Here is a 23,902-nt window from a genome sequence, read left to right as displayed (position 1 = left end):
AGACGAGCTCACACGCTTTGCCGACCGTGACGGCGATGCGCGGTTGGCGGAGATCGTTGCGCGGGTGACGGCTCCCCTGACGGTGGGTGTGCGGGGACGTCGAGGCGTCGGCGTGAGCACAGTGGAGGACGCGCTTGCCGGCGCAGGTCTGGAGATCGCCGAAAGCGGCGACGTCACGGTCGTCGTCATCGCGGAGGTGCTCAAACCCGAGGATGAGGCCCTGCTCGCAGCGTTGAACCGGGCGGGACGCCCGACGCTCGTCGTCCTCAACAAGGCCGACCTGGCCGGGTCCGGACCCGGCGGTCCGATCGCGACCGCCCGTCACCGGTCCAGACGTCTGCAGGAGTTGGCCGGAGTGTCGGTGACGCCGATGATCGCGCTGCTGAGCCGGTCGGTCCTACCGGAGCCGCTGGTAGACGCACTCCGACTGCTGGCTGCCGAACCCGCGGACCTGACGTCGGTGGACGCCTTCGTCTCTGTTCCGCACCGGGTGGACGGGCCGGTGCGCGCCGAGCTGCTGAACCGTCTCGACCGGTTCGGGATCGCGCACACCACGCTGGCGCTGAGGCGCGGCGCAACCGCCGAGAGCTTGCCGGAGTTGTTGCGGCGGCTCAGTGAGGTCGACCGGGTGGTCGCGGACATCGATACTGCAGCCGCCTCGGTCCGGTACCAACGGGTGCGGTGGGCGCTGGCTGAGCTGCGCGCGGTCGGCGGTCCGGCCGTGGGCCGCTTCCTGGCCGCCGACGAGACGGTGATCGCGCTGATGGCCGCAGCCGTGGACGTGGTGCAGGCCGATGGGCTGACGGTGGATCCCGGCGCCGACCGTGACGCCCACCTGTGCCGGGCCCGGCACTGGCGGCGCTACCGTGACGGTCCGGTGAATGCCCTGCACCGTAGTTGTGGCGACGACATTGTGCGAGGGTCACTGAGACTGTTGGGTGCGGCGGGTAAGGAACGATGACCGACGTGGGTACGGCCCGGGACGAGGCCGTGGCGGATGCGGTGGCGGCGGCTGACGCCGTGGTGGCGGCGATCGATCCCGGCCTGAACTCGCCGGGGGTGGAGACCCGCGACGCGGTGCTGGTGGCCGGTCCGTGGTTGGCCGGATCGACCAGCGTGATGGCGGCGTTGCGGGAGCGGATGCCGCAGACCACTTTCGTGGAATCCACCGAACTGGTCGCCGGTGAGGCGCCGGCGGCCGTGGTCTTCGTGGTTTCGGCGGCCGCTCCGATCACCGAATCCGACTGTGCCCTGGTTGATTTGGCGTCGCGCTACACCGACCTGGTGGTCGGCGTGGTGTCCAAGATCGATGCCTACCGCGACTGGCGCGACGTACGCGACGCCGACGCGGCGATCCTGAGTGGACGCGACGAGCGCTACGAGCGCATGCCCTGGGTGGGGGTTTCGGCGGCACCCGATCTCGGCGAACCGCAACTCGACGAACTCGTCGACCTGCTGTCCGGCCGGTTGGTCGATCCCGATATGGCTCGCCGGAACAGGTTGCGCGCCTGGGAAACTCGTCTGGAAGCAGTGATCGGCCGCTACGAGGCCGACGGGTCGGGGGCGGACCGCCAGGCGCGGGTGGATGTGCTGCGGGAGCGTCGCGCAGAGGTGGCCCGGGCCCGGAGGCTGACCCGCACCGAACGCAGCATCGCGCTGCGCAGTCAGATGCAGCAGGCCCGGGTTCAACTCGGCTACTTCGCCCGTAATCGCTGCAATTCGGTTCGCACCGAACTGCAGGAGGATGTCGCAGGCATCAGCCGTCGCCGGATCGCGACGTTCGAGGAGTACGCCCGTCAGCGCGCCGGCGAGGTTGTCGGCGAGGTTGACGAGGGCATCACCGCACACCTACGCGGCGTCGCGACAGAACTGGAGCTGGCCCTGCCCGAGCTGCCGGCTCGGCCGGGGGTGACTGGATTGCCGGCTCAGCCGGCGGTGACTGGATTGCCGGCTCAGCCGGCGGTGCCCCACCTGCCGCCGCCACCGCTGAAATCCCGCACACCCGAGACCCGGCTGATGCTGGTTCTGGGGGCGGGGTTCGGACTGGGCGTCGCGGTGGCGGTCAGTCGGCTGCTGGTCGGTGCGGCGCCGCGGCTGGCAGTGGCCGGACTCGTGGTCGGCGCGGTGGTGGGGCTGCTCCTGGCGGTCTGGGTGGTCGGCACCCGCGCGCTGTTGCACGACCGGGCGGTGCTGGATCGTTGGGTCGGCGAGATCACCACGACGCTGCGTTCGGCGGTGGAACAACTCGTCGCCACGCGGGTGCTCGCTGCGGAATCCGCACTTACCACCGAGCAGGCGGCCCGGGAGGAAGCCGACAGCGCCGCGGCGGCGGAGAAGACCGCCGCGATGGACGCCGAACTGCGGGAACATGCCATCGCCACCGCGCGGGCGGCGGCTCAGCGGGACCGGCGGATCCCGCCACTACAGCGCGCGCTGGACGCGGTCCGGGCCGATTTGTACGGCAACAGCGATGCTACTGACGAGTAACCAGCTGATAACGTTGATCTGAATCGTTCCTGTGAGTGATCGGACATACCACTGGTTCACCGTGGGTATGTCACCCGCGTTAACCTCTACCCAAGGGGTAGCCGTGATCGCGTCGTGACGCGGGTTGGGTTACACAAACCTACGCAGGAGAATTTGATGACCTCAGCGACCATTCCGGGTCTGGACACCGCACCGACGAAACATCAGGGACTGCTGGCCTGGGTTCAGGAGGTCGCAGAGTTGACTCAGCCTGACCGGGTGGTTTTCGCCGACGGGTCCGCCGAGGAGTACGACCGTCTGGCGGCCCACCTGGTCGAGGCGGGCACTTTCCAGAAGCTGAACGAAGAGAAGCAGCCGAACTCGTACCTGGCGCTCTCCGATCCGTCCGACGTCGCCCGCGTCGAATCACGCACCTTCATCTGCTCCGAGCGCGAGATCGATGCCGGCCCCACCAACAACTGGATGGATCCCACCGAGATGCGCGGGATCCTGGCCGACCTCTACCGCGGTTCGATGCGCGGCCGCACCATGTATGTGGTGCCGTTCTGCATGGGTCCGCTCGACGCCGAGGATCCCAAGCTCGGCGTGGAGATCACCGACTCCGAGTACGTCGTGGTCTCGATGCGCACCATGACCCGCATGGGCCAGGCCGCGCTCGACAAGATCGGTGACGACGGCTTCTTCGTCAAGGCGCTGCATTCGATCGGTGCACCGCTGGAGCCCGGTCAGAAGGATGTGCCGTGGCCGTGCAACGACACGAAGTACATCACCCACTTCCCGGAGACCCGCGAGATCATGAGCTTCGGCTCGGGTTACGGCGGTAACGCGCTGCTGGGCAAGAAGTGCTACTCGCTGCGCATCGCCTCGGCCATGGCGCATGACGAGGGCTGGCTCGCCGAGCACATGCTGATCGTCAAGCTGATCTCCCCGGAGAACAAGGCCTACTTCATCGCCGCGGCGTTCCCGTCGGCTTGTGGCAAGACCAACCTCGCGATGCTGCAGCCCACCATTCCCGGCTGGCGTGCCGAGACCGTCGGTGATGACATCGCCTGGATGCGGTTCGGCAAGGACGGCCGCCTCTACGCCGTCAACCCGGAGTTCGGTTTCTTCGGCGTCGCGCCCGGCACCAACTGGGATTCGAACCCGAACGCGATGAAGACGATTGCCGCGGGCAACACCGTCTTCACCAACGTCGCCAAGACCGACGACAACGACGTGTGGTGGGAAGGCCTGGAGGGCGAGCCCGACCACCTGATCGACTGGAAGGGCCAGGACTGGAACCTGCGCGAGGCGGAAACCAAAGCGGCGCACCCGAACTCGCGCTACTGCACCCCGATCTCCCAGTGCCCGACGCTGGCGCCGGAGTGGGACGACCCGCAGGGTGTGCCGATCTCGGCCATCCTGTTCGGTGGGCGTCGCAAGACCACGGTCCCGCTGGTGACCCAGGCCCGCGACTGGCAGCACGGCGTGTTCATCGGAGCCACTCTGGGTTCCGAGCAGACCGCCGCCGCAGAGGGCAAGGTCGGTACCGTGCGCCGCGACCCGATGGCCATGCTGCCGTTCCTGGGCTACAACGTCGGTGACTACTTCCAGCACTGGATCAACATCGGCAAGAACGCCGACGAGTCCAAGATGCCCGCGGTCTTCTTCGTGAACTGGTTCCGCCGTGGCGACGACGGCCGCTTCTTGTGGCCGGGCTTCGGTGAGAACAGCCGCGTGCTGAAGTGGGCCGTCGAGCGCATCGAGCACAAGGCCGACGGCAAGAGCACGCCGATCGGCATCGTGCCGACCGCGGCGGACCTGGACCTGTCCGGGCTCGACGTGGATCCCGCCGACGTGGACGAGGCCCTGGCCGTCAACGCCGAGGAGTGGAAGGCCGAGCTCCCGCTGATCGAAGAGTGGTTCGAGTTCGTCGGCGAGAAGCTGCCCACCGGCATCAAGGACGAGTTCGACGCTCTCAAGCACCGCCTGAGCGAAGAGGCCTAACCCTTTCCAGAACCGACTGGCCAGTTATTGCACGCAAGTTGCGAAAAAGCGTGCGATAACTGGCCTTTCGGCTGTCTAGGCGGGGGTCACGCGCGGGCCGGCCACCACATGCGCTCTCCCAGCAGGCTCATCGCGGCCGGAACCAGGTAGGTCCGCACCACGGTGATGTCGAGTAGCAGGCCGATGCCGATGGTGGATCCGATCTGCACCAGGTTGAGCACCGTCCCGCTGGTCAGGGCGAACATCGTGATCGCGAAAACCACTCCGGCGGTGGTGATCACGCTGCCGGTGCTGCCGAATCCTCGGATGATGCCGCTGGTCACTCCGCTGTGGGATTCCTCGCGGATCCGGGCGGCGAACAACATGCTGTAGTCGGCGCCGACGGCGACCAGGGCCATGAACGCCACCGGGAACACCGACCAGTCCAGGCTGATGCCGATCAGGTGTTGCCAGATCAGGGTCGACATCCCCGCCGCAGCGCCGAAGGACAGCACGACCGCGGCGATCATCAACACGGGCGCCACCAGGCTGCGCAGCATCACGATCAGTACCAACAGCACGGCTGCCACTGCGACGACACCGAAAAGTGCGAAATCACGCCAGGTTTGGTCGAGGTGGCGTTGGGACAGCGAAGCCAGGCCGGTCGAATTGATCTGGGCGTGCTCCAGCACGGTTCCCGTTGCGGCATTGTTCGCCGCTGCGATGACATCCGGCACCGCGCCCATGGCCTCGGCGCCGTACGGGTTGACCGACCAGACCACCATCATGCGGGCGCTGCGGCCGTCGGGGGAGATGAGCATTCGTTCACCTGCGGTGAACCGTCGGTCCGCGCGGCCCTCCTCGGGCAGGTAGAAACCCCGGCCCGCGCCGGTGCTCGTGTCGGCGGACATCCGATGAAGGAAGTCCGACGCGCGGTTGAGCCCCGCACTGAGTTCGGTGGTCAGCGCCATCATGGTGTCAGTGCCGGACTTGACCTGGCCCAGCCCGGTGGTGAGTTGGCCCAGACCGGTTGACAGTTCGTTGATTCCGGACATCAGCCGGTTGAGATCGCCCCGCGTCTGCTCGGGCGTGCGGGTGCCCAGCTGGTCGAGCATGGTCCGCAGGCCTTTGATACCCGCGCGAAGGTCGGGCAGCGTTTCCAGCGCGGTGCTCACCGGGCGCTCGGGGACCAGCGGGGCGGCGAGCGTCAATCCGGTGATCGCGAGCTGCGCCTTCCCGCCGGTGGCCGCATTGAGGTCGGCGAATGCCTGCCGTGCGCGCATGCAGTCCGCTGCGCAGTCGGGGCCGGGGTCGGCTGCCGTGAGTGGGTCGAACACCGCGTGTACGGCTGCCGTGGGAACGGTCAATTTGTCACGGGTGGCATCGATCTCGTTCACCGCACCTTCCAGTGCGTCGGTGGCGCCGGACATGGTGCGCACGACCGCGGACACATCGAGCGATCCGTCAGAGACGGTGTCTACCACCCGGTTCGCGGATTCCAGGGTGCCGAGCAGGTTCCGGGTGAGCGTGACGAGATCGTGGGCGCCCTTGGCGAGTTCGGGCAGCCTTTCGGCGGCGCCGGCGGAGCCGTCGTGCAGCTGGGTGACCCCTGAGGCCAGGCGTTTCAGCTGCGGTATGGCCTGTTCGACGCGATTGTGGGCGTCCGCCAGACCGGCGCCGACTTGCGCGGTTTGAGACCCGATGGCCGTCTCGGGCAAGGGTTTTCCCTCGGGCCGGGTGATCGAGCGGACGTAGGCGACCTGGGGAAGGTTGCCGATGGACATGGCGATCAGGTCCAGCGCGGCCAGGTCATTGGTGTTGCGCATGTCGTGGTCAGCCCGGACGGTGACGAATTCCGGGGCTGCCTCGTTGACGCCCCAATGGCGGTAGACGGCCTCGTAGCCTCGCTTGCTGTCGGTGGCGCGCAACTGCATGGCGTTCTCGTCGATGTTCGGTTCGAACGTGAACAGCACTGAACTGGTGGCGAGCAGGAACGCCAACGATGCGGCGACGAGGGCCGGGGCCCGGCGGATGATGGCCGCACCGCGCTTGCGCCAGCGTCGTTCATCGAGGGGTCGGGGTTCGGCATAACCGCGCCGGCCCCACAGTGCCATGACCGCGGGGGTCAGCGTCAGACTGACCGCCGCCGCTATCGCGATCGCGAGCGCGATGGGCGGCCCGGCGGTGCGGAACATCCCGATCTTGGTGAAAATCATGGCCATTCCGGCCCCGGCAATGGTCAGGGCGGAGGCAATGACGATACCTGCGGTATGCGCACCGGAGCGGGCCACCGCGTCGTCGACACCCAGCCCTCGTCGTCGGCCCTCGTGGTAGTTGGCCAGCAGGAAGATGCCGTAGTCCGTGGCCGCGCCCAGCACCATCGCGGTGACCAGCGCGATGGTGAAGTTCGAAACCGTCATCAGTTCGTGTCCGCCCAGCCACGATATGGCCGGCCGCGCCACGGCCAGCGAAATGCCCACGGTGAGAAGGGGAATCAGCGCGGTCAGGAGCGACCGGTAGACGGCGAGCAGTAGCAGCGTGATCAGCACGACCGATACCACGGTGATGATGGCCAGCGAGGTGTCGATGGCGGAGAACAGATCCGACAGCGTCGGTGCGGCGCCCGTGAAATGTACGTCGAGCCCGGCCGGGCGAGGAAGTTCTTCGACCACGGCACGGACGTTCTCGGTGGAACGGTGCGCGCGGGTCGAGCCGACGTCCCCGGTGGTTGCCACGATCAGGTGGATGGCCTTCCCGTCGGGGCTCAGGCCGAGGTCCTCCAGTCCGCGGGTGCCGTAGGTGTCGAGCACGTAGGCGACGTCGTCCTTGTCGGCCACCAGTCGCGATACCAGGTCGCGGTAGTAGTCGGTGTCGGCGGTGCCGAGGACCCGGTCGCTGGACACCACGATGCTGCCGACGGCAGTGGTGTCGGGGACGTCGAAGTCGCGCGACATCTGCCGGAGGGTTTCGGTGGTCGGACTCTCAGGGGTGAACGGCGCAGAGTGCTCGGCCACCGTGCGCTCGAGCTGGGGGATGGCCAGATTGAGCACGCCGGCCAGGGCCAGCCACGCCCCGAGGACCACCCATGCATACTTCGCGCAGACTCGGGCGAGTTTGCCGAAGATCGCCAGATTGTGCATTTCGGCATCGTAGACCAATCGGTCTACGCGGGGTCAACTAGGATGGACCGACTGGTCTATTCGGTGATGGAGAGGGGTGGCGGCGGTGGCAGGCCCGCGGGAACGTCTCATTCTGAGCGCGATCGAGTTGATGCGTGAGTACGGCGTTCACGGGACGGGCCTCAGCGATCTCCTGGAGCGCAGTAATACCGCCCGAGGCTCGATCTACCAGCACTTTCCAGCGGGAAAAACGGAACTGATGGAACAGGCGACGCTGGAGGCCGGGCGGATCATCACCGCCAGGATCGAGGAGTTGACGCAGGCCCTGCCCGCTGAGGACGTGATCGGCGCCTTCATCGAAGGCTGGAAGCACAACCTGATCGACAGTGATTTCACCGGCGGATGTCCGATCGTGGCGGCCGCCCAGGCAGGGCCGGACGCCCTGGCGGTGCGCGAAGCTTCGGCAACGGTGTTTGCTGACTGGGCCAGAGTGATCGCTGCTTCGATCGAGTCCAAGGGCGTGGACGCTGCGACCGCCGTCTCACTCGGCAGCTTCATCGTCAGCTCCCTCGAAGGTGCCATCATCCAGTGCCGCAGCGCCAGGTCGCTGCAACCCCTCGACGACGCGAACACCAGCCTGACGCTGTTGTTGCGCCGGATTCTCTAGCGCGAGCAGACGCGCAGGTGCCCAAAACGGGCTGATTCCGGGGCTTTCATGTCTGGTCGGCGAGGGTCGTTCGGGCCAGGTCAATCTGTTCGAATGCATAATCGGCGATCTCGGTGGTGGTCATGGTGGCACCGGTCATCGCCAGCGATTGGTAGCGCTCCTCGCCGAGCACGTCGCGCAGATGGGCGATCGCGCCGCTGATCTCGGGAAAACTCGGGTATCCGATTGCAGCCGTGGTGAACCCCATGATGGTAGTCGCCGGCTCGTGAATGCCCAGTCGAACAAGCAGCGCCGCGAGCAACCCAAGCGTGACTCGCATGAGCTCCGTGGTTCCGGAATCGTAGTAGTGCCGCACGGTTTGGGCGATGTAACCAAACGCCTCGGCAAGCTCGCCGCGGTCGGCTGCGAGCCCCGCCAGAAGTCCCGCGATGATGGAAGTCTGCTGCCGGTCACCGCTTTCGTCGGCGATCACCAGTGCCCGGCGAAGGGCTTCGTACGCCGCAGTGGGATCGGACTCCCGCCGGGCCCAGCCGTATCCGAGCAGCGCCGCGCCCGCCAGGCTGGGATTGTCGGCGGCCGCGGCGGCCGCGAGCAGGTTCTCCGACACCGCCATTGCTTCGGCCGCGGCGCCGCAGACGGCCAGCGACACCACCATCACCGCCTCGCTGGCGGTGTGGCCGTCCGGACGCCGCGCAATGCTGGTCCGGCACCACTCAACTGCCCGCTCGGGCCGACCCGTCGTGCTGTACCCGGCGGCTACCACACACGAGAACGCGTCACCCACGTCGTCGAACTCTCCGCTGTCGATCGCCGCCCGGGCTGCGTCGGCGTATTCGTCGAAGTCGTTGAGTCGGCCCAATGCCGCACAGTTCGCAGCCCCCACGTACAACTGCGCCAGCCGCGGATGTCGTGCGGCTCTTGCGAGTGGGATCATCTCCTCGGCCCAGGCGATGGGCTCCCACTGCTCGAGGAAGTACCCGAGGAAGATCGACGTCACCGCGATCGTGGCGGCGGTATCGAGGTCGCCGTGATCGGCCACCCATCGGAATGCTGCACGCAGGTTCGGTAGTTCGCCGGAGAACCATGCGTAGGACTCCCGCTGACGCGGGCTGTCCCACAAGGCAAGCACTTCGGGCTCCAGGTTTGCGAAGTAGCGCGCGTGCGCGGCGCGGACAGTTTCGCCGTCGCCTGAGCCGACGAGTTGTTCCTCGGCGAACTGGCGGATCGTCTCCAGCATCGAATAGCGGGTTCGCGCGGATGCCCGGTCGGCCACCAGCAGCGACTTGCGGACCAAGGCATCGAGGAGATCCAAGGTGATGAGTTCGTCGCCGGAACCCGATACCGCGCACGCTCCCGCCAGATCGAATCCGCCGGCGAACACTGAACACCTTGCCAGTAGGGCCTTTTCATCGCTTTGCAGGAGGTCATAGGACCATTGCACAGCGTGGCGCAGCGTCTGGTGGCGCTCCAACCCGCGGCGTGCTCCGATGAGCAATCGGAAGCGATCATCGAGGCGGTCCCGCACCTCGGCAGCTGTCATCGACCCGGTGCGGGACGCTGCAAGCTCGATCGCCAACGGAATCCCGTCGAGCTTGCGGCAGATCTCGACTACTGCGGCGGCCTCCGCCGGTGCGGTGAACGTGGCGTACGGCGATACCGCCTGCGCCCGATCGATGAACAATGCGGCGGCGGCCGAATTGCTGCCCGCCCGGATATCCAACGACGGTACCGGCCAGAGCTGTTCGTCGTTGAGTCGTAGCCCTTCCCGGCTGGTGGCCAGGATTCCGACGGTGTCGGAATGGGCGAAGATCCGTTCGACCAGATCCGCTGTGGCATCCAGGACGTGTTCGCAGTTGTCGAGCACCAGCAGCCGGGATCGGCCTTCCAACGCCACAGCGACACTGTCGGAGACGCTCAATCCTGCCTGTTGGGTGATGCCGAGCACGGCTGCGACCTCATCAGGGACGGCCGCCGGATCACCGACTGCGGCAAGTTCGATGACGAACACCCCATCCGGGTACCTGTCTGCGGATCGTGAAGCCAATTCCAGTGCGAGTCGGGTCTTGCCGACACCGCCGACACCGGTCAACGTCACCACGCGGTGTGCTTTCAGGGTCGTGTCCAACTCGTCGAGTTCGGCCGCACGGCCGATGAGGCTCGTGCTCGGCGTCCGCAGATTGCCCGGCTGGGCATCGATCGCATTCAACGGTGGGAACTCGGTGCGTAGGCCATCTGCCCGAACCTGGAACAGCTCAACAGGTTTGGTGATGTCGCGCAGCGTGCGGGTGCCAACCGAGATGAGGTTTACGTCGCTCAACATGCCGGATGTCACTCCGTCGAGCAGGATCTGTCCGCCGTGGCCGGCGGCCATGATGCGGGCCGCTCGGTTGAGCACCGGGCCGAAGTAGTCGTCGCCGCGCAATTGAGCTTCTCCGGTGGCGATACCCATTCGGACCGGCAATCCCAACTCCCGCTGCGCGGCCACCGCGGCCTCGACGGCGCCCGCTGGTGAGGTGAAGACAGCACACACCCCGTCGCCGGTGTGTTTGAACGCCTGTCCTTCATGCTCGGTTATCGTCCGATGCAGCACCTCATCGTGGACCTCGAGCGCCGCCCGCATGGCGTCACGGTCGGCCTCCCACCGTCGAGTGGATCCCTCGATATCGGTGAACAGAAACGTGAGGACTCCCGACGCCATGTCTGGGCCGTCCTCAGCGCCATTCGGTGAATCGCATCGGCGCTCCCCACGCTCGATCCGCTGGGCGTTCTGACATCGTAGGTCCGCCGCACCCGACCAGGGCCGTGATTAGCGGTGCGGGCGGACTGAGTGCTTCTGCAGTCAAAGACCTGCTCACGGCCTGCGCGGTGGGTGTAACCCCGCCCTAATTGACACCTGTCAAGTGGCGCCCGTTACAGTGCCATCATGCAGATCCGCGAGCATGCCGAGGCCAACCCCGAAAAGCCGGCGATCATCCTCCACCCGACGGGAACCGTCGTCACCTTCGGTGAGCTCGAAGCCCGCGCGAATCGGCTGGCCCACTACTTCCGGCAGCAGGGTCTGCAAGAGGGCGATGTGGTCGCGATTCTCATGGAGAACAACGAGCACATGCACGCGGTGATGTGGGCGGCGCGCCGCAGCGGGCTGTACTACGTGCCGATCAACACGCATCTGACCGCCGCCGAGGCGGCCTACATCATCGACAACAGTGGAGCCAAGGCCATCGTCGGCTCCGCTGTCCTCAAGGACGTCCTGAGCGGTCTGGAGAAGGAGCTGCCCAACGGCTTGCCGGGCACCCTGCTGATCGCCGACGGAGCCGAATCGTCGGCGACCAGCGCCTCCGGCGAGCTCGACGGTTGGAAGCGCTACCCCGAGGCCGTCGCCGATCTGCCCGCCACCCCGATCGACGACGAGTTGGACGGCGATCTGCTGCAGTACTCGTCGGGCACGACGGGCCGGCCCAAGGGCATCAAGCGCGACCTGCCGCATGTGCCGCCGTCGGAAACCCCGGGCATGATGTCGGCGCTCGTCGGATTCTGGATGCAGCCGGACTCGGTCTATCTCAGTCCCGCGCCGCTGTACCACACGGCGCCGTCGGTGTGGTCGATGCAGACCCAGGCCGCCGGCATCACCACGGTGGTGCTCGAGAAGTTCGACGCCGAAGGTTGCCTGGAGGCGATCCAGAAGCACAAGGTCACCCAGGGACAGTTTGTGCCGGTGATGTTCACCCGCATGCTGAAACTGCCTGAGGATGTGCGTAATTCGTACGACCTGTCGAGTCTGAGGCGCGTGATGCACGCCGCCGCGCCGTGTCCGGTCGAGATCAAGAAGCAGATGATCGACTGGTGGGGTCCGATCGTCGACGAGTACTACGCCTCGTCCGAGGCCATCGGTGCGACGGTGATCTTCGCCGAGGACTGGCTGACGCACCCGGGTTCGGTCGGTAAGCCGATGAACGGTCTGGTGCACATCCTCGACGAGGACGGCAAGGAGCTGCCACCCGGTCAGGCCGGTGAGATCTTCTTCGAGGGCGGTGCCGATTTCGAGTACCTCAACGACGCCGAGAAGACCGCGTCCTCGCGGGATTCTCATGGCTGGAAGACCGTGGGCGACATCGGATATGTCGATGAGGACGGCTACCTGTACCTGACGGACCGGCGCCACCACATGCTCATCTCGGGTGGGGTGAACATCTACCCGCAGGAAGCCGAGAACATGCTCGTCGTCCACCCCAAGGTGATGGATGCCGCGGTCTTCGGCATCCCGGACGACGAGATGGGGCAGAGCGTCAAGGGCGTGGTGCAGACCGTGGACCCGGCCGATGCCACCCCGGAATTCGCCGAGGAGTTGCTCGCCTGGTTGCGTGACAAGCTGACGCATTACAAGTGCCCGCGGACCATCTCGTTCGAGGCCGAGCTGCCCCGCACCGATACCGGCAAGCTGTACAAGCAGGGGCTGATAAACAAGTACTCGTGATCCACGAGCTGCCCGCGGGAATCCGGGTCGGGGTCGACACCCCGACCGATGCCGTGACGTTCACGTTGACCGAACGCCCCAGCACTGACCGGCGAGCGGTCACCGTGGAGTCGGTTCAACGGGCTCTGGACGAACTCACTGAGCGCTGCCGGACGTGGCCGCAGGCCGCCGCGGTGTGTGACGACGTGCTGCGTTCGTTCGATCCGGGCGGGCAGACCCGAGCCGGGGTGATCACCGAATCGCTGGCCTACTCAACGCTGCAGTCCGGAGGAGAGTTCGCCCGGTGGCTGGCCGATCGTGGACCGGCCACCGCGCCGCTACTGCCCGACCCGGTGCAGGCCCACCGCGACGGGAACACCCTGCACGTCCGCTTCAACCGGCCCCAGCGGCACAACGCGTTCTCCACTGACGCCCGGGGCGCCCTGCTGGAGGCCCTCGAGGTGGCCCGGCTGGATCCGTCGGTCGACGAGGTGGTCCTCGGGGGAAATGGCCGATCCTTCTGCAGCGGAGGCGATCTGGCCGAGTTCGGCTCGTTCGACGACCCGGCGAGCGCCCACCTGGCCCGTACCCGGCACAGCCCGGCCCTGGTGCTCGATGAACTCACCGAAAGGCTGAGGCGGCGCTGCCGCGCCGAGGTGCACGGTCAGGTGCTGGGCAGCGGTCTGGAGATGGCTTCTTTCTGCGGGTGGGTCCGCTGCCACCCGGACGCCGTGATAGGCCTGCCGGAACTGGCTCTGGGGCTGATTCCGGGCGCGGGCGGCACGGTGAGCATTACGCGGCGCATCGGCCGGTGGCGCACCGCATATCTGGTGCTCTCCGGGCACACCATCGATGCCGCGACGGCCCAGACGTGGGGCTTGGTCGATGAGGTGCGGCCCGAAACGGTGACTCCGCGGTGAGGGCGGTCCCTTCTCGCACTTCCGCGCCCTAGACGCAGGATCACCGTCGGTGAATGGCATAGTGCCAGATGTGAAACAGGGTGGTCCGTACTTCGATGACCTGGTGGTTGGCCAGGTATTCGACACCGCACCGTCGATGACGCTGACCGCCGGTGCGGCAGCGACGCACCAGGCGATCCTCGGCGACCGCTTGCGGCTGGCGCTCGATGCCGACCTCGCCACCGCGGTGACCGGCGAACCGGGGCCGCTGGCGCACCCCGGGTTGGTCTGCGATGTGGCGATCGGCCAGAGCACGCTGGTGACGCAGCGGGTCAAGGCGAACCTGTTCTACCGCGGCCTGGCGTTCCACCGCTGCCCGGTGATCGGTGACAGCCTGTACACCCGCACCGAAGTGGTTGGTCTCAAACAGAATTCGATGAAGCCGGGTCGTGCGGCCACCGGCCTGGCCGCCCTGCGGATGACGACCGTCGACCAGTTGGACCGCAAGGTTCTCGACTTCTACCGCTGTGCGATGTTGCCGCTGTCCGGCGATGACGTCGATACCGGACACGCCGACGATCTATCGGCGATCGGGGCCGCTACCACCGCGCCGAACCCCACGGCAGGCTGGGATGCCGAGGCATTCCGCGCCCGGGTACCCGGGCCGCATTTCGATCCGGGCCTGTCCGGCGCGGTGCTGCACAGCACCGCAGATGTGGTCAGTAGCGCGCCGGAACTGGCCCGGCTGACCTTGAATATTGCTGCCACCCATCACGACTGGCGGGCGGGCGGTCAGCGCCTGGTGTACGGCGGACACACCATCGGGCTCGCGCTGGCCCAGGCCAACCGGTTGTTGCCCAACCTGGTGACCGTGCTGGGCTGGGAGTCCTGTGACCACACCGGTCCGGTGCACGAGGGCGACACCCTGTTCAGTGAGCTGCACGTGGAGTTGGCCGATGCCGGGGTGCTGCGGTTGCGCTCGCTGGTGTACGCGGCCGGCGGACCCGACGACCCCGATCGCCAGGTGCTGGACTGGCGGTTCAGCGCGTTGCAGTTCTGATGGCGGAGTTGGCGATTCCGAGGGCCCTGCTGAGGCAGGCCCAGGAGGTCGCCGACGGTTTCACGGCACACACCGGTGTCACGCTCGATGCCACCGAGCTGCTGACCGGACGCGCCGCACTGTTGGACATCGCGCCCCGGGGACAGATCTCGGCGGGTGGGGCGACGCGCCTGTTGGCTGCTCGCGACGGATGGTGCGCCCTGACCCTCTCGCGCCCCGACGACATCGCCATGATCCCCGCACTGCTGCAGGCTGATTCGGTAGCCACCGATGCCTGGCCGGCGATCCGGAGATGGGTGGCGGAAACCAGCGCCGCGACGGTCGCCGAACGCGCTCGCCTGCTCGGATTGCCGGTCGGCGTACTGGGTGAAGCCCGGCCGGCGCCCCCGGTGGTGCGCCCGCTCGGCTCGGCCGGGCCCGCGTCGCTGGCCGGGGTGCTGGTGGCCGATCTGTCGTCGATGTGGGCCGGGCCGCTGTGCGGTCAGCTGCTCGTCCGGGCCGGGGCCACCGTGGTCAAGGTCGAAAGCTGGAGCCGGCCGGACGGCACCCGCGCGGGGGAGCCGGAATTCTTCGACTGGATGAACGGTGGAAAACTTTCGTACGCCACTGATTTCGACGATCCCAGTGAGCTGGCCGCACTGATCGACGCGGCCGATGTGGTGATCGAGGCCTCGCGACCGGCCGCGCTGGCCCGTCGCGGCCTGGGGCCCGACGTGGTCTCGGACAGGCCGGGACGTATCTGGCTGCGTATCACCGGTCACGGTACCGATGAGGACAGGGCCGACTGGGTGGCGTTCGGCGATGATGCTGCGGTATCCGGTGGTCTGGTCGAATATCGAGACGGTGCACCGATGTTCAGCGGTGACGCCATCGCCGACCCTCTCACCGGACTGCACGCCGCTGCTACGGTGGTTCAGTCGCGGGCACGCGGTGGCGGTGAGCTGATCGAGTTCTCGATGGCGGCGGTGGCTGCCGGATACCGTTCTTCGGACGATGACGCCACCCGGGTGCAGGCGGTCCGTCCCACTCCAGGTGCGGCAGGCCCCGAACTCGGAGTCGACAACGAGGCGGTGCGCCGGTTGGTGGCGGAACGGACGGTGGCCCCATGCTGATTCGTCACGCAACGCTGCTGGACGGAGCAGTGGTCGACATCCGGGTCGGCGAGACCATCGAGCAGGTCGCGGAGTCGCTGTCGCCCGAGCCCGGTGAAGAGGTACTCGACGCGGCATCGGGTGCCGTGATCCCAGGGCTGCACGATCACCATCTGCACGTGCATTCTGCTGCAGCCGAACAGGATTCGATCCGGGTCGGCCCAGCCGAGGTGGTCGACGAGGCCGCACTGGCGCAGGCGTTGACGGCCGCAGTGGTGGGCAGCGACGGCTGGATCCGGGCCGTCGGCTATCACGAGGCGGTGGCCGGCCCGTTGGACCGACACGTGCTGGACCGGTTGATGCCGGGCACACCGGTACGGGTGCAGCATCGCAGCGGGGTGATGTGGACGGTGAATTCGCCCGGCCTCGCGGCCCTGGGATTGGGCGATCATCCCGATGGGCGGCTGCGCAGCGCGGACCCGACCTGGGCGGATGCATTGCAACGGCGTCCCACCCAGATCGCGGAGTTCAGCGCCCGCCTGGCCGGTTATGGCGTCACCGGCGTCACCGATGCGACCCCGGACCTTCAGCCGGCAGACCGCCCCATCGGGATGCGTCAGCGCGTGCACTACCTGGCACCGGGCAAGCGAATCCTGCACGATGACGGACTCGACCTCGACGAGCTGACGGCCTGGATTTCCGAGCGGCACCGTGGCGGTCAACCGGTGGCGGTGCATTGCGTGACGGCGGCCCAACTCGTCGTCACCATCGCCGCGCTACGCGCCGCGGGCAGTCACCCGGCCGACCGGATCGAGCATGCCGCGATGGTGCCCGAGGACTGTATCGACGACCTCGTCTCCCTCGGGCTCACGGTGGTGACCCAACCCAATTTCGTCGCCGAGCGGGGCGACCAGTATTACGCGGATGTGCCTGGCGCCGAACATGGTCAACTGTGGCGGCTGGCGACCCTGCTGGCCGCCGGGGTGTCGGTGGCGCTGTCCACCGATGCGCCGTTCGGCGCCCCGGACCCGTGGGCGGCCATGCGTGCCGCGGTGCACCGCCGCACCCCGCACGGTGTGGTGCTGAACCCGGTCGAACGGATCTCGGGGCGTCGCGCGTTGACGCTGTTCCTGGGCGGCGCCGGGAATCCGGCCCGGCCGCGCAGCATCGCCCCAGGCGAGCCTGGCGACCTGTGCCTGCTGGCGGCCTCGCCGCAGCGGGTGGTGGACACGCTCGACGGCGATCTGGTGGCCGCCACCATCATCGCCGGTGCGGTGGTGTTCCGCCGGTGACCCGCGACAGTGTGTGGCGGGTACCAGGCATGCCCGCATTGTTGGCCTGTGCCGCAATGGGATTCGCCGGCTTCTCCCTGCTGCTGCCGGTGGCCCCGATGTGGGCGGTCCGGATCGGCGCGGACAACCTCGGGGCCGGTGTGGTCAATGGCCTGCTCATGCTGTGCACCGTCATCGCACAGTTGTTGGTCGGGCGGTTGTTGCGGCGCGCGGGATGGGCGCTCACGCTGTCGCTCGGGCTGGTACTGCTGGGAGCGCCGGCACTGCTGCATCCGCTGGCCACTTCCCTGTGGCAGGTGTTGGTGCTGGCGGCGTTGCGTGGACTGGGTTTCGGTGTCCTGACGGTCTGTGGTGTCAGCGGTATCGCGGCGCTGATCCCGCAGGAGCGCCGCGGCCGGGCGATCGGCGCGTACGGGTTGGCCATCGCGGCACCGCAGTTCGTGCTGATTCCGCTGGCGCCGTGGCTGGCCGAGCATATGAGCTATCAGCTGGTGTTCGTGCTGGCCGCCGCCCCGCTGCTGGGGCTGCCGCTGGCTTTCGCCCGCCCGGCACCGATCCTGTCCCACGAGGCGCACTCCGATCGGCTGCACGGTGTCGGCGGGCTCGTCGGGCCGATTGCCGCACTCGTGGTGATCACCGCGGCCGGCGGGGGAATCCTGACCTTCGCCCCGCAACTGGGTGGCGCCACCACCGCATTCGCGGCGCTGCTCGGGATGACCGGAACGGCCGCGCTGGCCCGGTGGTGGATCGGGGGTGTCGCCGATCGTCATGGCCCGGCACGATTCATCGCCCCGATGCTGGGAATCGGCGCGATCGGCCTTGCCGTGATCGCGATCGGCATCGGGGTCGGCTCGATCGGCGGCGCGGTCGGGGTGATCGTCGGCTGTGTGCTGCTCGGGATCGCTTACGGGGCGCTGCAGAACCTCACTCTGGTGCAGGCGTTCGCCGCGACCGGTGAGCACGCGCGCGGTGCGGTCAGCGTGGCCTGGAATGTCGGATTCGACACCGGTACGGGTCTCGGGTCTCTGGCTGTCGGTGCGCTGGCCACCTCGTTCTCGTTCCCGACGGCATTCGCGGTGATGACGGCTGCGTGTGTGGTGGTTGGGCTGATGTGGGTACTCACCCGCCATGATGGGCAATCAGGCCGCGGCGCCGCTGCTTGACGCGCTGCACGAGTACCACATTTCCAACCGGTACGGGTTCTCGCCGCCGGGGCATCGTCAGGGGCGCGGTGTCGATCGGCGGGTGCTGCGGGTACTGGGTCGAGAGCCGTTCTTCAGCGATGTGTTGGCCAGCGGCGGTCTCGATGACCGACGGATGAGCAATGGCTATCTGAAGCGGGCGGAGGAACTGATGGCCGAGGCGGTGGGAGCGCGGGCGGCCTGGTTCTCGACGTGCGGCAGTTCGCTGTCGGTCAAGGCCGCGATGATGGCGGTGGCGGGGTGCGACGGCAGTCTCCTGCTCAGCCGGGACAGCCATAAGTCGGTGGTGGCCGGCCTGATCTTCTCGGGTCTGGTGCCCCGCTGGATCACCCCGCAATGGGACGCAGAACGCCACCTGTCTCATCCGCCGTCACCGCAACAGGTCGAGGAGGCCTGGCAGCGGCACCCGGATGCGGCCGCCGCGTTGATCGTCAGCCCCAGCCCGTACGGCACCTGCGCCGACATCGAGGGCATCGCACAGGTTTGTCACCGCCGGGGCAAGCCGCTGATCGTCGATGAGGCGTGGGGCGCGCATCTGCCCTTCCACGAGGATCTGCCGACGTGGGCGATGAACGCGGGTGCGGACGTGTGCGTGGTCAGCGTGCACAAGATGGGCGCCGGTTTCGAGCAGGGCTCGGTGTTTCATCTGCAGGGCGACCTCGTGGACCAGAACCGGTTATCGGCATGTGCGGATCTCCTCATGACGACGAGTCCGAACGTACTGGTGTACAGCGCGATTGACGGCTGGCGTCGGCAGATGGTCGAGCACGGCCACGAGTTGATGGGCGCCGCACTGGAACTGGCTGAACGGACCCGGCGCGAGATCGAGGAGATCGACGACGTCGAGGTGCTCGACAAGGAGCTGCTGGGCAAGCAGGCCTCACACGATCTGGACCGGTTGCAGGTGCTGATCGATGTGGCGGGGACCGGTACGTCGGGCTACCAGGCGGCAGACTGGTTGCGCGAGCGCTGTGAACTCGACCTGGGGATGACCGACCATCGCAGGGTCCTGGCCACCATGTCGTTGGCCGACGGCCCGGATGCCGCGGGCCGGTTGGTCGAGGCGTTGAAGCTGTGGCGCAAGGCCGCTTACGATTTCGACCCGCCGCCGCGGGTCGATCTGCCGTCGCCGACGGAGTTGGAGCTGGAGACCGTGGCGTCGCCCCGCGATGCGTTCTTCGGCCGGGTCGAGGATGTTCCGGTGGAGCAGGCGGCCGGCCGGATCTCCGCCGAACAGATCACCCCGTACCCGCCGGGCATTCCGGCAGTGGTTCCCGGTGAACGGATCAACGAGGCAGTGCTGGATTACCTGCGTACCGGTTTGGCGGCAGGGATGAACGTGCCGGACCCCGCCGATCCTTCGCTGCGCAGGGTTCGCGTCGTCGCGTAGGCGATCCGAAGGTCGGCGACCAGTCCGAAGAACGCACACCCAGGAGCACGACGGCTTCCGATGGCTGGGACCCAAATGCTCAGCGCCGGCGTCACGATGCCGGTCGCAAGGTGATCCTCATGTCATGCGAGTTCGGCGGCTGGCCGAACCAATCACTACGCACCCCCGCGGCGGGGGCCCCGAGTAGGATAGTATCCTGGATACATTAATGGTCACGACCGAAAGGGAGCGAGACTTGCGTTCTTGGCAAAGCAAGAGGGACGGGGCGACCAGTGCGCTCTGCGGCCATCTCACCCCGGCCGGCCGATGAACGAATCGAACACTTCCGCCTCGCCGGCGAGCGTGGTGCAGTACGAGGTTGTCGAGCAATCCGTTGCGGTGGTCCGGATGAACCGGCCCGAGTATCGCAATGCCCAGCACAGTGCGATGACATACGCGCTCGATGACGCCTTCTACCGTGCTGCCGATGACGATGCAATCAAGGTGATCGTGTTGGCCGGCAACGGAAAACACTTCTCCGCCGGGCACGACATCGGTACGCCTGATCGCGACATCGACCAGTCTTACCAGCGGCGGGCGTCGCTGTGGTGGGACCACACGGACAAGGCCGGCGCGGCGAGCCGGTACGCCCGTGAGTCCGAGGTGTATCTCGGCATGTGCCGGCGCTGGCGGGAGATTCCCAAGCCGACGATCGCGATGGTCCAGGGTGCCTGTGTCGCCGGTGCCCTGATGCTAGCGTGGTCGTGCGACCTCATCGTGGCCGCCGACGACGCCTTCTTCGCCGATCCGACCGTCCGCATGGGGATACCCGGAGTCGAATACTTTGCGCATCCTTGGCAATTGGGTCCCCGGTTCGCCAAGGAGTTCCTGTTTCTCGGGGAACGCATCGATGCATCAGAGGCCCAACGTCTGGGCATGGTGAATCGCGTGGTGCCCCGCGCTGATCTGGAACCGACGGTCCTGGACATGGCGAAACGGATCGCGAAGATGCCCGCTATGGGCCTCGCGTTGACCAAGCGGGCGGTCAATCAGTGCGAGGACCTGATGGGTGTCCGCGACGGGATGGATGCGGTGTTTGGCCTCCATCACCTGGCACACGCGCACAATGCCGAACTCGGTCTGGGGTCGCTTGCCGGCCATGATGCCCGCAGCATGCGCGATGTGGTCACGGGCCGTTAGCGGACGACCTCTCAATCACACTTGTCCCTTACAACTTTCAGCATTTCGGAGGTGGATGCAGTGCAACTGACAGTCGGCGCGCGGCTGCGTAGCGCAGTTGACGAGACGCAGGTGATCGTTGTTCGGGCACCGGCGGATCCGGTCGACCTCACCTGTGGTGGGCATCCGCTGCTGCCGATCGATGCCGAGGTGGAATCCGGGCCGGCCGTGACGGCCGGCCATGACGGCGGGACCGTGCTGGGCAAGCGATACGTCGATGCAGATTCGAGTCTTGAGCTGCTGTGCACCAAGGGCGGCGGGGCCGCCCTGTTCCTCGGCGACATCCCGCTGTCCATCAAGGCCGCCAAGGCTCTGCCCGCATCGGACTAGTGCCATGAACATTGCCATGATCGCCGAGATGGCGGCAGAAGCCGGCGGCGACCGGATCGCGCTCAGCGACACCTATGGCGCCCTCACCTATGACCAGCTGTGGGATCGGTCCCGCCGCGCCGCTGAGCAGCTGAACCGTCATCGCCAGGACAATGTCGTGATGATCGGGGTGAATTCCCGACTCTTCCCGATCGCGCTTTTCGGCGCCGCACTCGCCGACAAGCCCTTCGCGCCGCTCAACTACCGCTGGACCGACGATCAACTGGTAACCGCCGTGCGCCGACTCGGTTCGGCGGTGGTTATCGCCGATGACACCATGCTTGCGCGGTTGTCCCCGCTGGCCGGTGAGACCGGCGTGACGATCGTTGGCCGGGAGAAGTTTCTGGAGAGCGTCGAGGCGAATGAACCGGTCGCCATCACCGGTGCAGTGCCGCAGCGGCCCGCCGTCCAGTTGTTCACCAGCGGCACCTCGGGTGCTCCGAAAGTTGCTGTGCTGGAACATATGAACCTGTCCGCCTATATCTTCGGCACGGTCGAACTGATGGCCGCCGAGCCGGGCGACACCCAGCTGGTCAGCCTCCCGCCGTACCACGTGGGTGGTATTGCGAACCTGCTGAGCACGTTGTACAGCGGGCGGCGGATGGTGCAGCTGGACGCGTTCGATCCGGCTGGGTGGATCAGAGCGGTTCGCCAGCATGGCGTTACCCACGCTTCCGTGGTGCCCACTATGCTCGCCCGGATCCTCACCGTGCTGGCTGACGACCCGGCCGGCGGCTTCTCCAGCCTGCGGCATCTGTCCTACGGCGGCGGCCGCATGCCGTTACCGGTTCTCGAAGATGCGATGCGGCGTCTGCCGGATGTCGGGTTTGTCAATGGCTATGGACTCACCGAAACCAGCTCAACTATCACCGTTCTCGGTCCAGACGATCATCGCGCCGCGTCCTCGTCGGAAGATCCGCAGGTGCGGGCCCGGCTGGGTTCGGTCGGACGTGCTCTGCCGACCGTCGAACTGTCGGTCCGCGACGAGGCCGGGCAGATCGTCGGCGCCGGGGAGCTGGGCGAGCTGTGGGTTCGTGGTGAACAGGTTTCGGGCCGGTACGCCGGAGTCGACGCGGGGCCGAACGACGAGGGGTGGTTCCGAACCAAGGACGCCGCGCGTATCGATGATGACGGCTATGTGTTCATCGAAGGCCGCCTCGACGATGTGATCGTGCGCGGTGGAGAGAACATCTCGCCCGGTGAAGTGGAGGATGCGCTGATCAGCCACCCCGACGTCCTCGACGCCGGGGTGGTCGGACTGCCCGATGACGACTGGGGTGAGCAGATCGCCGCGGCCGTGGTCGCCGCACCGGGCCGCACACCCGATCTGGCCGCCCTGCAGGATTGGGTGCGGTCCCGGCTGCGCTCCAGCAAGGCACCATCGACGGTGGATGTCGTCGAGGCATTGCCGTACAACGACAATGGCAAGCTCATGCGCCGGACCTTGCGCGAACACCTCTCCGCTCGAACCGACCTATGAGTTGGCACTGTGGGAAGTGAACCGCGTGTCCTCAGAGTTCCAATGACTTGGCGATGATGGTCTTCATGATTTCACTTGAGCCGCCGTAGATTCGGCTCACCCGCGCATCGGCGTACATCTTCGCAATCGGGTATTCGAGCATATAACCGTAACCGCCGAACAACTGCAGGCAGCTGTCCACCGCCCGGGCCTGCATCTCCGAACTGAACAGCTTCACCCGGGCGGCATCCGCGCCGGACAGTTGCGCGGCGTCCAGTTCTGCCACCGCGCGCTGCAGCATCGAGTCGGCGGCCTCGATCTCGGCGGACACGCCGGCCAGCACAAACTTGGTGTTCTGGAACTGCGACAGTTGGCGACCGAATACCTGCCGTTGGCGGACATACTCGATGGTGTCGGCCAATGCGGTTTTTGCCATCGCCACCGAACCCGCGGCCACGCTGATCCGCTCCTGAGCCAGGTTGCTGGTCAGGTATTCGAATGCGCGTCCTTCCTCGCCCAACATGTCGTCGGCCCCGACGACGACGTCGGTGAAACTCAGCTCCGCGGTGTCGGCGTATTGCATCCCGAGCTTGTCGAGGTTGCGGGTCTTGACAAAGCCGGCGGTACCGTCCTGCACCACGAAGAGCGACAGGCCGCCCCGGCGATCATCCGGACGCGACGTCCGCGCAACGACGATGACCAGATCGGCGTTGATCCCACCGGTGATGAAGGTTTTCGCGCCGTTGATGACGAAGTTGTCACCGTCGCGCCGAGCGGTCGTCTTGATGCCACCGATGTCCGAACCTGTTTCCGGTTCCGACATCGCGATGGACGCCATGCTCTCACCGGTTCCCAGTCTGCGTAGCCAGCGATCCTTTTGGGCGGTGGTGGCGTAGCTGAGGAAGTAGGGGACGACGACGTCGATGTGCACCCGTACCGGCGACAGCGACAGGTGGGCGCCGATCAATTCTTCGGCCACCACGAGGTTGTAGGTGAAGCTGGTCTGGCCGCCACCGCCGTAGGACTCGGGGATCTGCAGGCCAAGGAGTCCGAGTTCGCCTGCCTTACGGTAGAACTCGGTGTCCACCCGGTGTTGCTGCTCCCACTTGGCTACATTCGGGATGGCCTCGCGCTGCAGGAAGGCGCGGACGGCGGTTCGCAGCTGTGCGTGGTCGGGACCGTAGAGCGTGTTTCGCATAGGAATGACCCAATCTGTGGTGGGGCGAAGTGT

At 66.9% G+C, this 23,902-nt stretch carries 17 protein-coding genes; 14 read left to right on the top strand and 3 right to left on the bottom strand.

The genetic code is table 11. The features are described from left to right. The first annotated feature begins 64 nt into the window (after nt 1–64). From AC4ELS_RS18425 to AC4ELS_RS18415, 3 genes are all read left to right on the top strand, one after another. On the top strand, nt 65–961 hold the full coding sequence (locus AC4ELS_RS18425; protein WP_498884542.1) for a P-loop NTPase family protein: 897 nt from the start codon (nt 65–67) through the stop codon (nt 959–961). Then, complete coding sequence (locus AC4ELS_RS18420) at nt 958–2,487, top strand: hypothetical protein (protein WP_498884540.1); 1,530 nt, start codon at nt 958–960, stop codon at nt 2,485–2,487. The genes AC4ELS_RS18425 and AC4ELS_RS18420 overlap by 4 nt, the downstream gene beginning before the upstream one ends. A gap of 156 nt (nt 2,488–2,643) precedes the next feature. Next, entirely contained in the window at nt 2,644–4,473 is a 1,830-nt protein-coding gene (locus AC4ELS_RS18415) for a phosphoenolpyruvate carboxykinase (GTP) (RefSeq protein WP_064879804.1), read from the top strand. 86 nt (nt 4,474–4,559) lie between these two features. On the opposite strand, the gene AC4ELS_RS18410 is transcribed toward AC4ELS_RS18415, so the two are convergent. Beyond that, nucleotides 4,560–7,592 carry an MMPL/RND family transporter gene (locus AC4ELS_RS18410; protein WP_499048549.1) on the bottom strand — a complete coding sequence of 1,011 codons (3,033 nt, stop codon included), beginning with the start codon at nt 7,590–7,592 and terminating at the stop codon, nt 4,560–4,562. 76 nt (nt 7,593–7,668) lie between these two features. Here AC4ELS_RS18410 and AC4ELS_RS18405 point away from each other — a divergent pair, with 76 nt between their 5' ends. Then, nucleotides 7,669–8,238, top strand: coding sequence for a TetR/AcrR family transcriptional regulator (locus AC4ELS_RS18405; protein WP_448448056.1), 570 nt, complete (start codon nt 7,669–7,671; stop codon nt 8,236–8,238). Nucleotides 8,239–8,284: 46 nt separating this feature from the next. Here the strand turns inward: AC4ELS_RS18405 and AC4ELS_RS18400 are convergent, their stop codons facing one another. Then, entirely contained in the window at nt 8,285–10,936 is a 2,652-nt protein-coding gene (locus AC4ELS_RS18400; protein WP_498884536.1) for an ATP-binding protein, read from the bottom strand. Nucleotides 10,937–11,161: 225 nt separating this feature from the next. Between AC4ELS_RS18400 and fadD4 the strand changes: the two genes are divergently transcribed. The 10 genes from fadD4 to AC4ELS_RS18350 all read left to right on the top strand — a co-directional run bounded on the left by fadD4 (nt 11,162) and on the right by AC4ELS_RS18350 (nt 22,692). Further along, complete coding sequence (gene fadD4, locus AC4ELS_RS18395; protein WP_499048546.1) at nt 11,162–12,712, top strand: fatty-acid--CoA ligase FadD4; 1,551 nt, start codon at nt 11,162–11,164, stop codon at nt 12,710–12,712. After that, on the top strand, nt 12,712–13,611 hold the full coding sequence (locus AC4ELS_RS18390) for an enoyl-CoA hydratase/isomerase family protein (RefSeq protein ID WP_498885023.1): 900 nt from the start codon (nt 12,712–12,714) through the stop codon (nt 13,609–13,611). The genes fadD4 and AC4ELS_RS18390 overlap by 1 nt, the downstream gene beginning before the upstream one ends. Before the next feature lie 136 nt (nt 13,612–13,747). Beyond that, a complete protein-coding gene (locus AC4ELS_RS18385; RefSeq protein WP_499048852.1) occupies nt 13,748–14,650 on the top strand; it encodes a hotdog family protein in 903 nt (300 codons plus the stop codon). Then, a complete protein-coding gene (locus AC4ELS_RS18380; protein ID WP_499048543.1) occupies nt 14,650–15,762 on the top strand; it encodes a CoA transferase in 1,113 nt (370 codons plus the stop codon). Before AC4ELS_RS18385 ends, AC4ELS_RS18380 begins: the two co-directional genes overlap by 1 nt. Continuing rightward, nucleotides 15,756–17,033 carry an amidohydrolase family protein gene (locus tag AC4ELS_RS18375; RefSeq protein WP_499048542.1) on the top strand — a complete coding sequence of 426 codons (1,278 nt, stop codon included), beginning with the start codon at nt 15,756–15,758 and terminating at the stop codon, nt 17,031–17,033. The genes AC4ELS_RS18380 and AC4ELS_RS18375 overlap by 7 nt, the downstream gene beginning before the upstream one ends. Beyond that, on the top strand, nt 17,030–18,196 hold the full coding sequence (locus AC4ELS_RS18370) for an MFS transporter (protein WP_499048539.1): 1,167 nt from the start codon (nt 17,030–17,032) through the stop codon (nt 18,194–18,196). Before AC4ELS_RS18375 ends, AC4ELS_RS18370 begins: the two co-directional genes overlap by 4 nt. Further along, nucleotides 18,162–19,625, top strand: coding sequence for an aminotransferase class I/II-fold pyridoxal phosphate-dependent enzyme (locus tag AC4ELS_RS18365; protein ID WP_499048536.1), 1,464 nt, complete (start codon nt 18,162–18,164; stop codon nt 19,623–19,625). The genes AC4ELS_RS18370 and AC4ELS_RS18365 overlap by 35 nt, the downstream gene beginning before the upstream one ends. A 306-nt stretch (nt 19,626–19,931) precedes the next feature. Continuing rightward, the gene (locus AC4ELS_RS18360; protein ID WP_418009102.1) at nt 19,932–20,804 is read left to right on the top strand and encodes an enoyl-CoA hydratase; all 873 of its coding nucleotides are present in this window, start codon (nt 19,932–19,934) and stop codon (nt 20,802–20,804) included. Between the two features lie 60 nt (nt 20,805–20,864). Then, nucleotides 20,865–21,173, top strand: coding sequence for a hypothetical protein (locus AC4ELS_RS18355; protein WP_418009101.1), 309 nt, complete (start codon nt 20,865–20,867; stop codon nt 21,171–21,173). A gap of 4 nt (nt 21,174–21,177) precedes the next feature. After that, complete coding sequence (locus tag AC4ELS_RS18350) at nt 21,178–22,692, top strand: class I adenylate-forming enzyme family protein (RefSeq protein ID WP_418009100.1); 1,515 nt, start codon at nt 21,178–21,180, stop codon at nt 22,690–22,692. A gap of 31 nt (nt 22,693–22,723) precedes the next feature. On the opposite strand, the gene AC4ELS_RS18345 is transcribed toward AC4ELS_RS18350, so the two are convergent. Further along, nucleotides 22,724–23,869 carry an acyl-CoA dehydrogenase family protein gene (locus AC4ELS_RS18345; RefSeq protein ID WP_448448073.1) on the bottom strand — a complete coding sequence of 382 codons (1,146 nt, stop codon included), beginning with the start codon at nt 23,867–23,869 and terminating at the stop codon, nt 22,724–22,726. Between the last annotated feature and the right edge of the window lie 33 nt (nt 23,870–23,902).

Source organism: Mycobacterium shunyiense (genome assembly GCF_058270035.1).
Note: the sequence above shows the minus strand (reverse complement) of the source record. Positions and strands in the feature narration are given on the sequence as shown.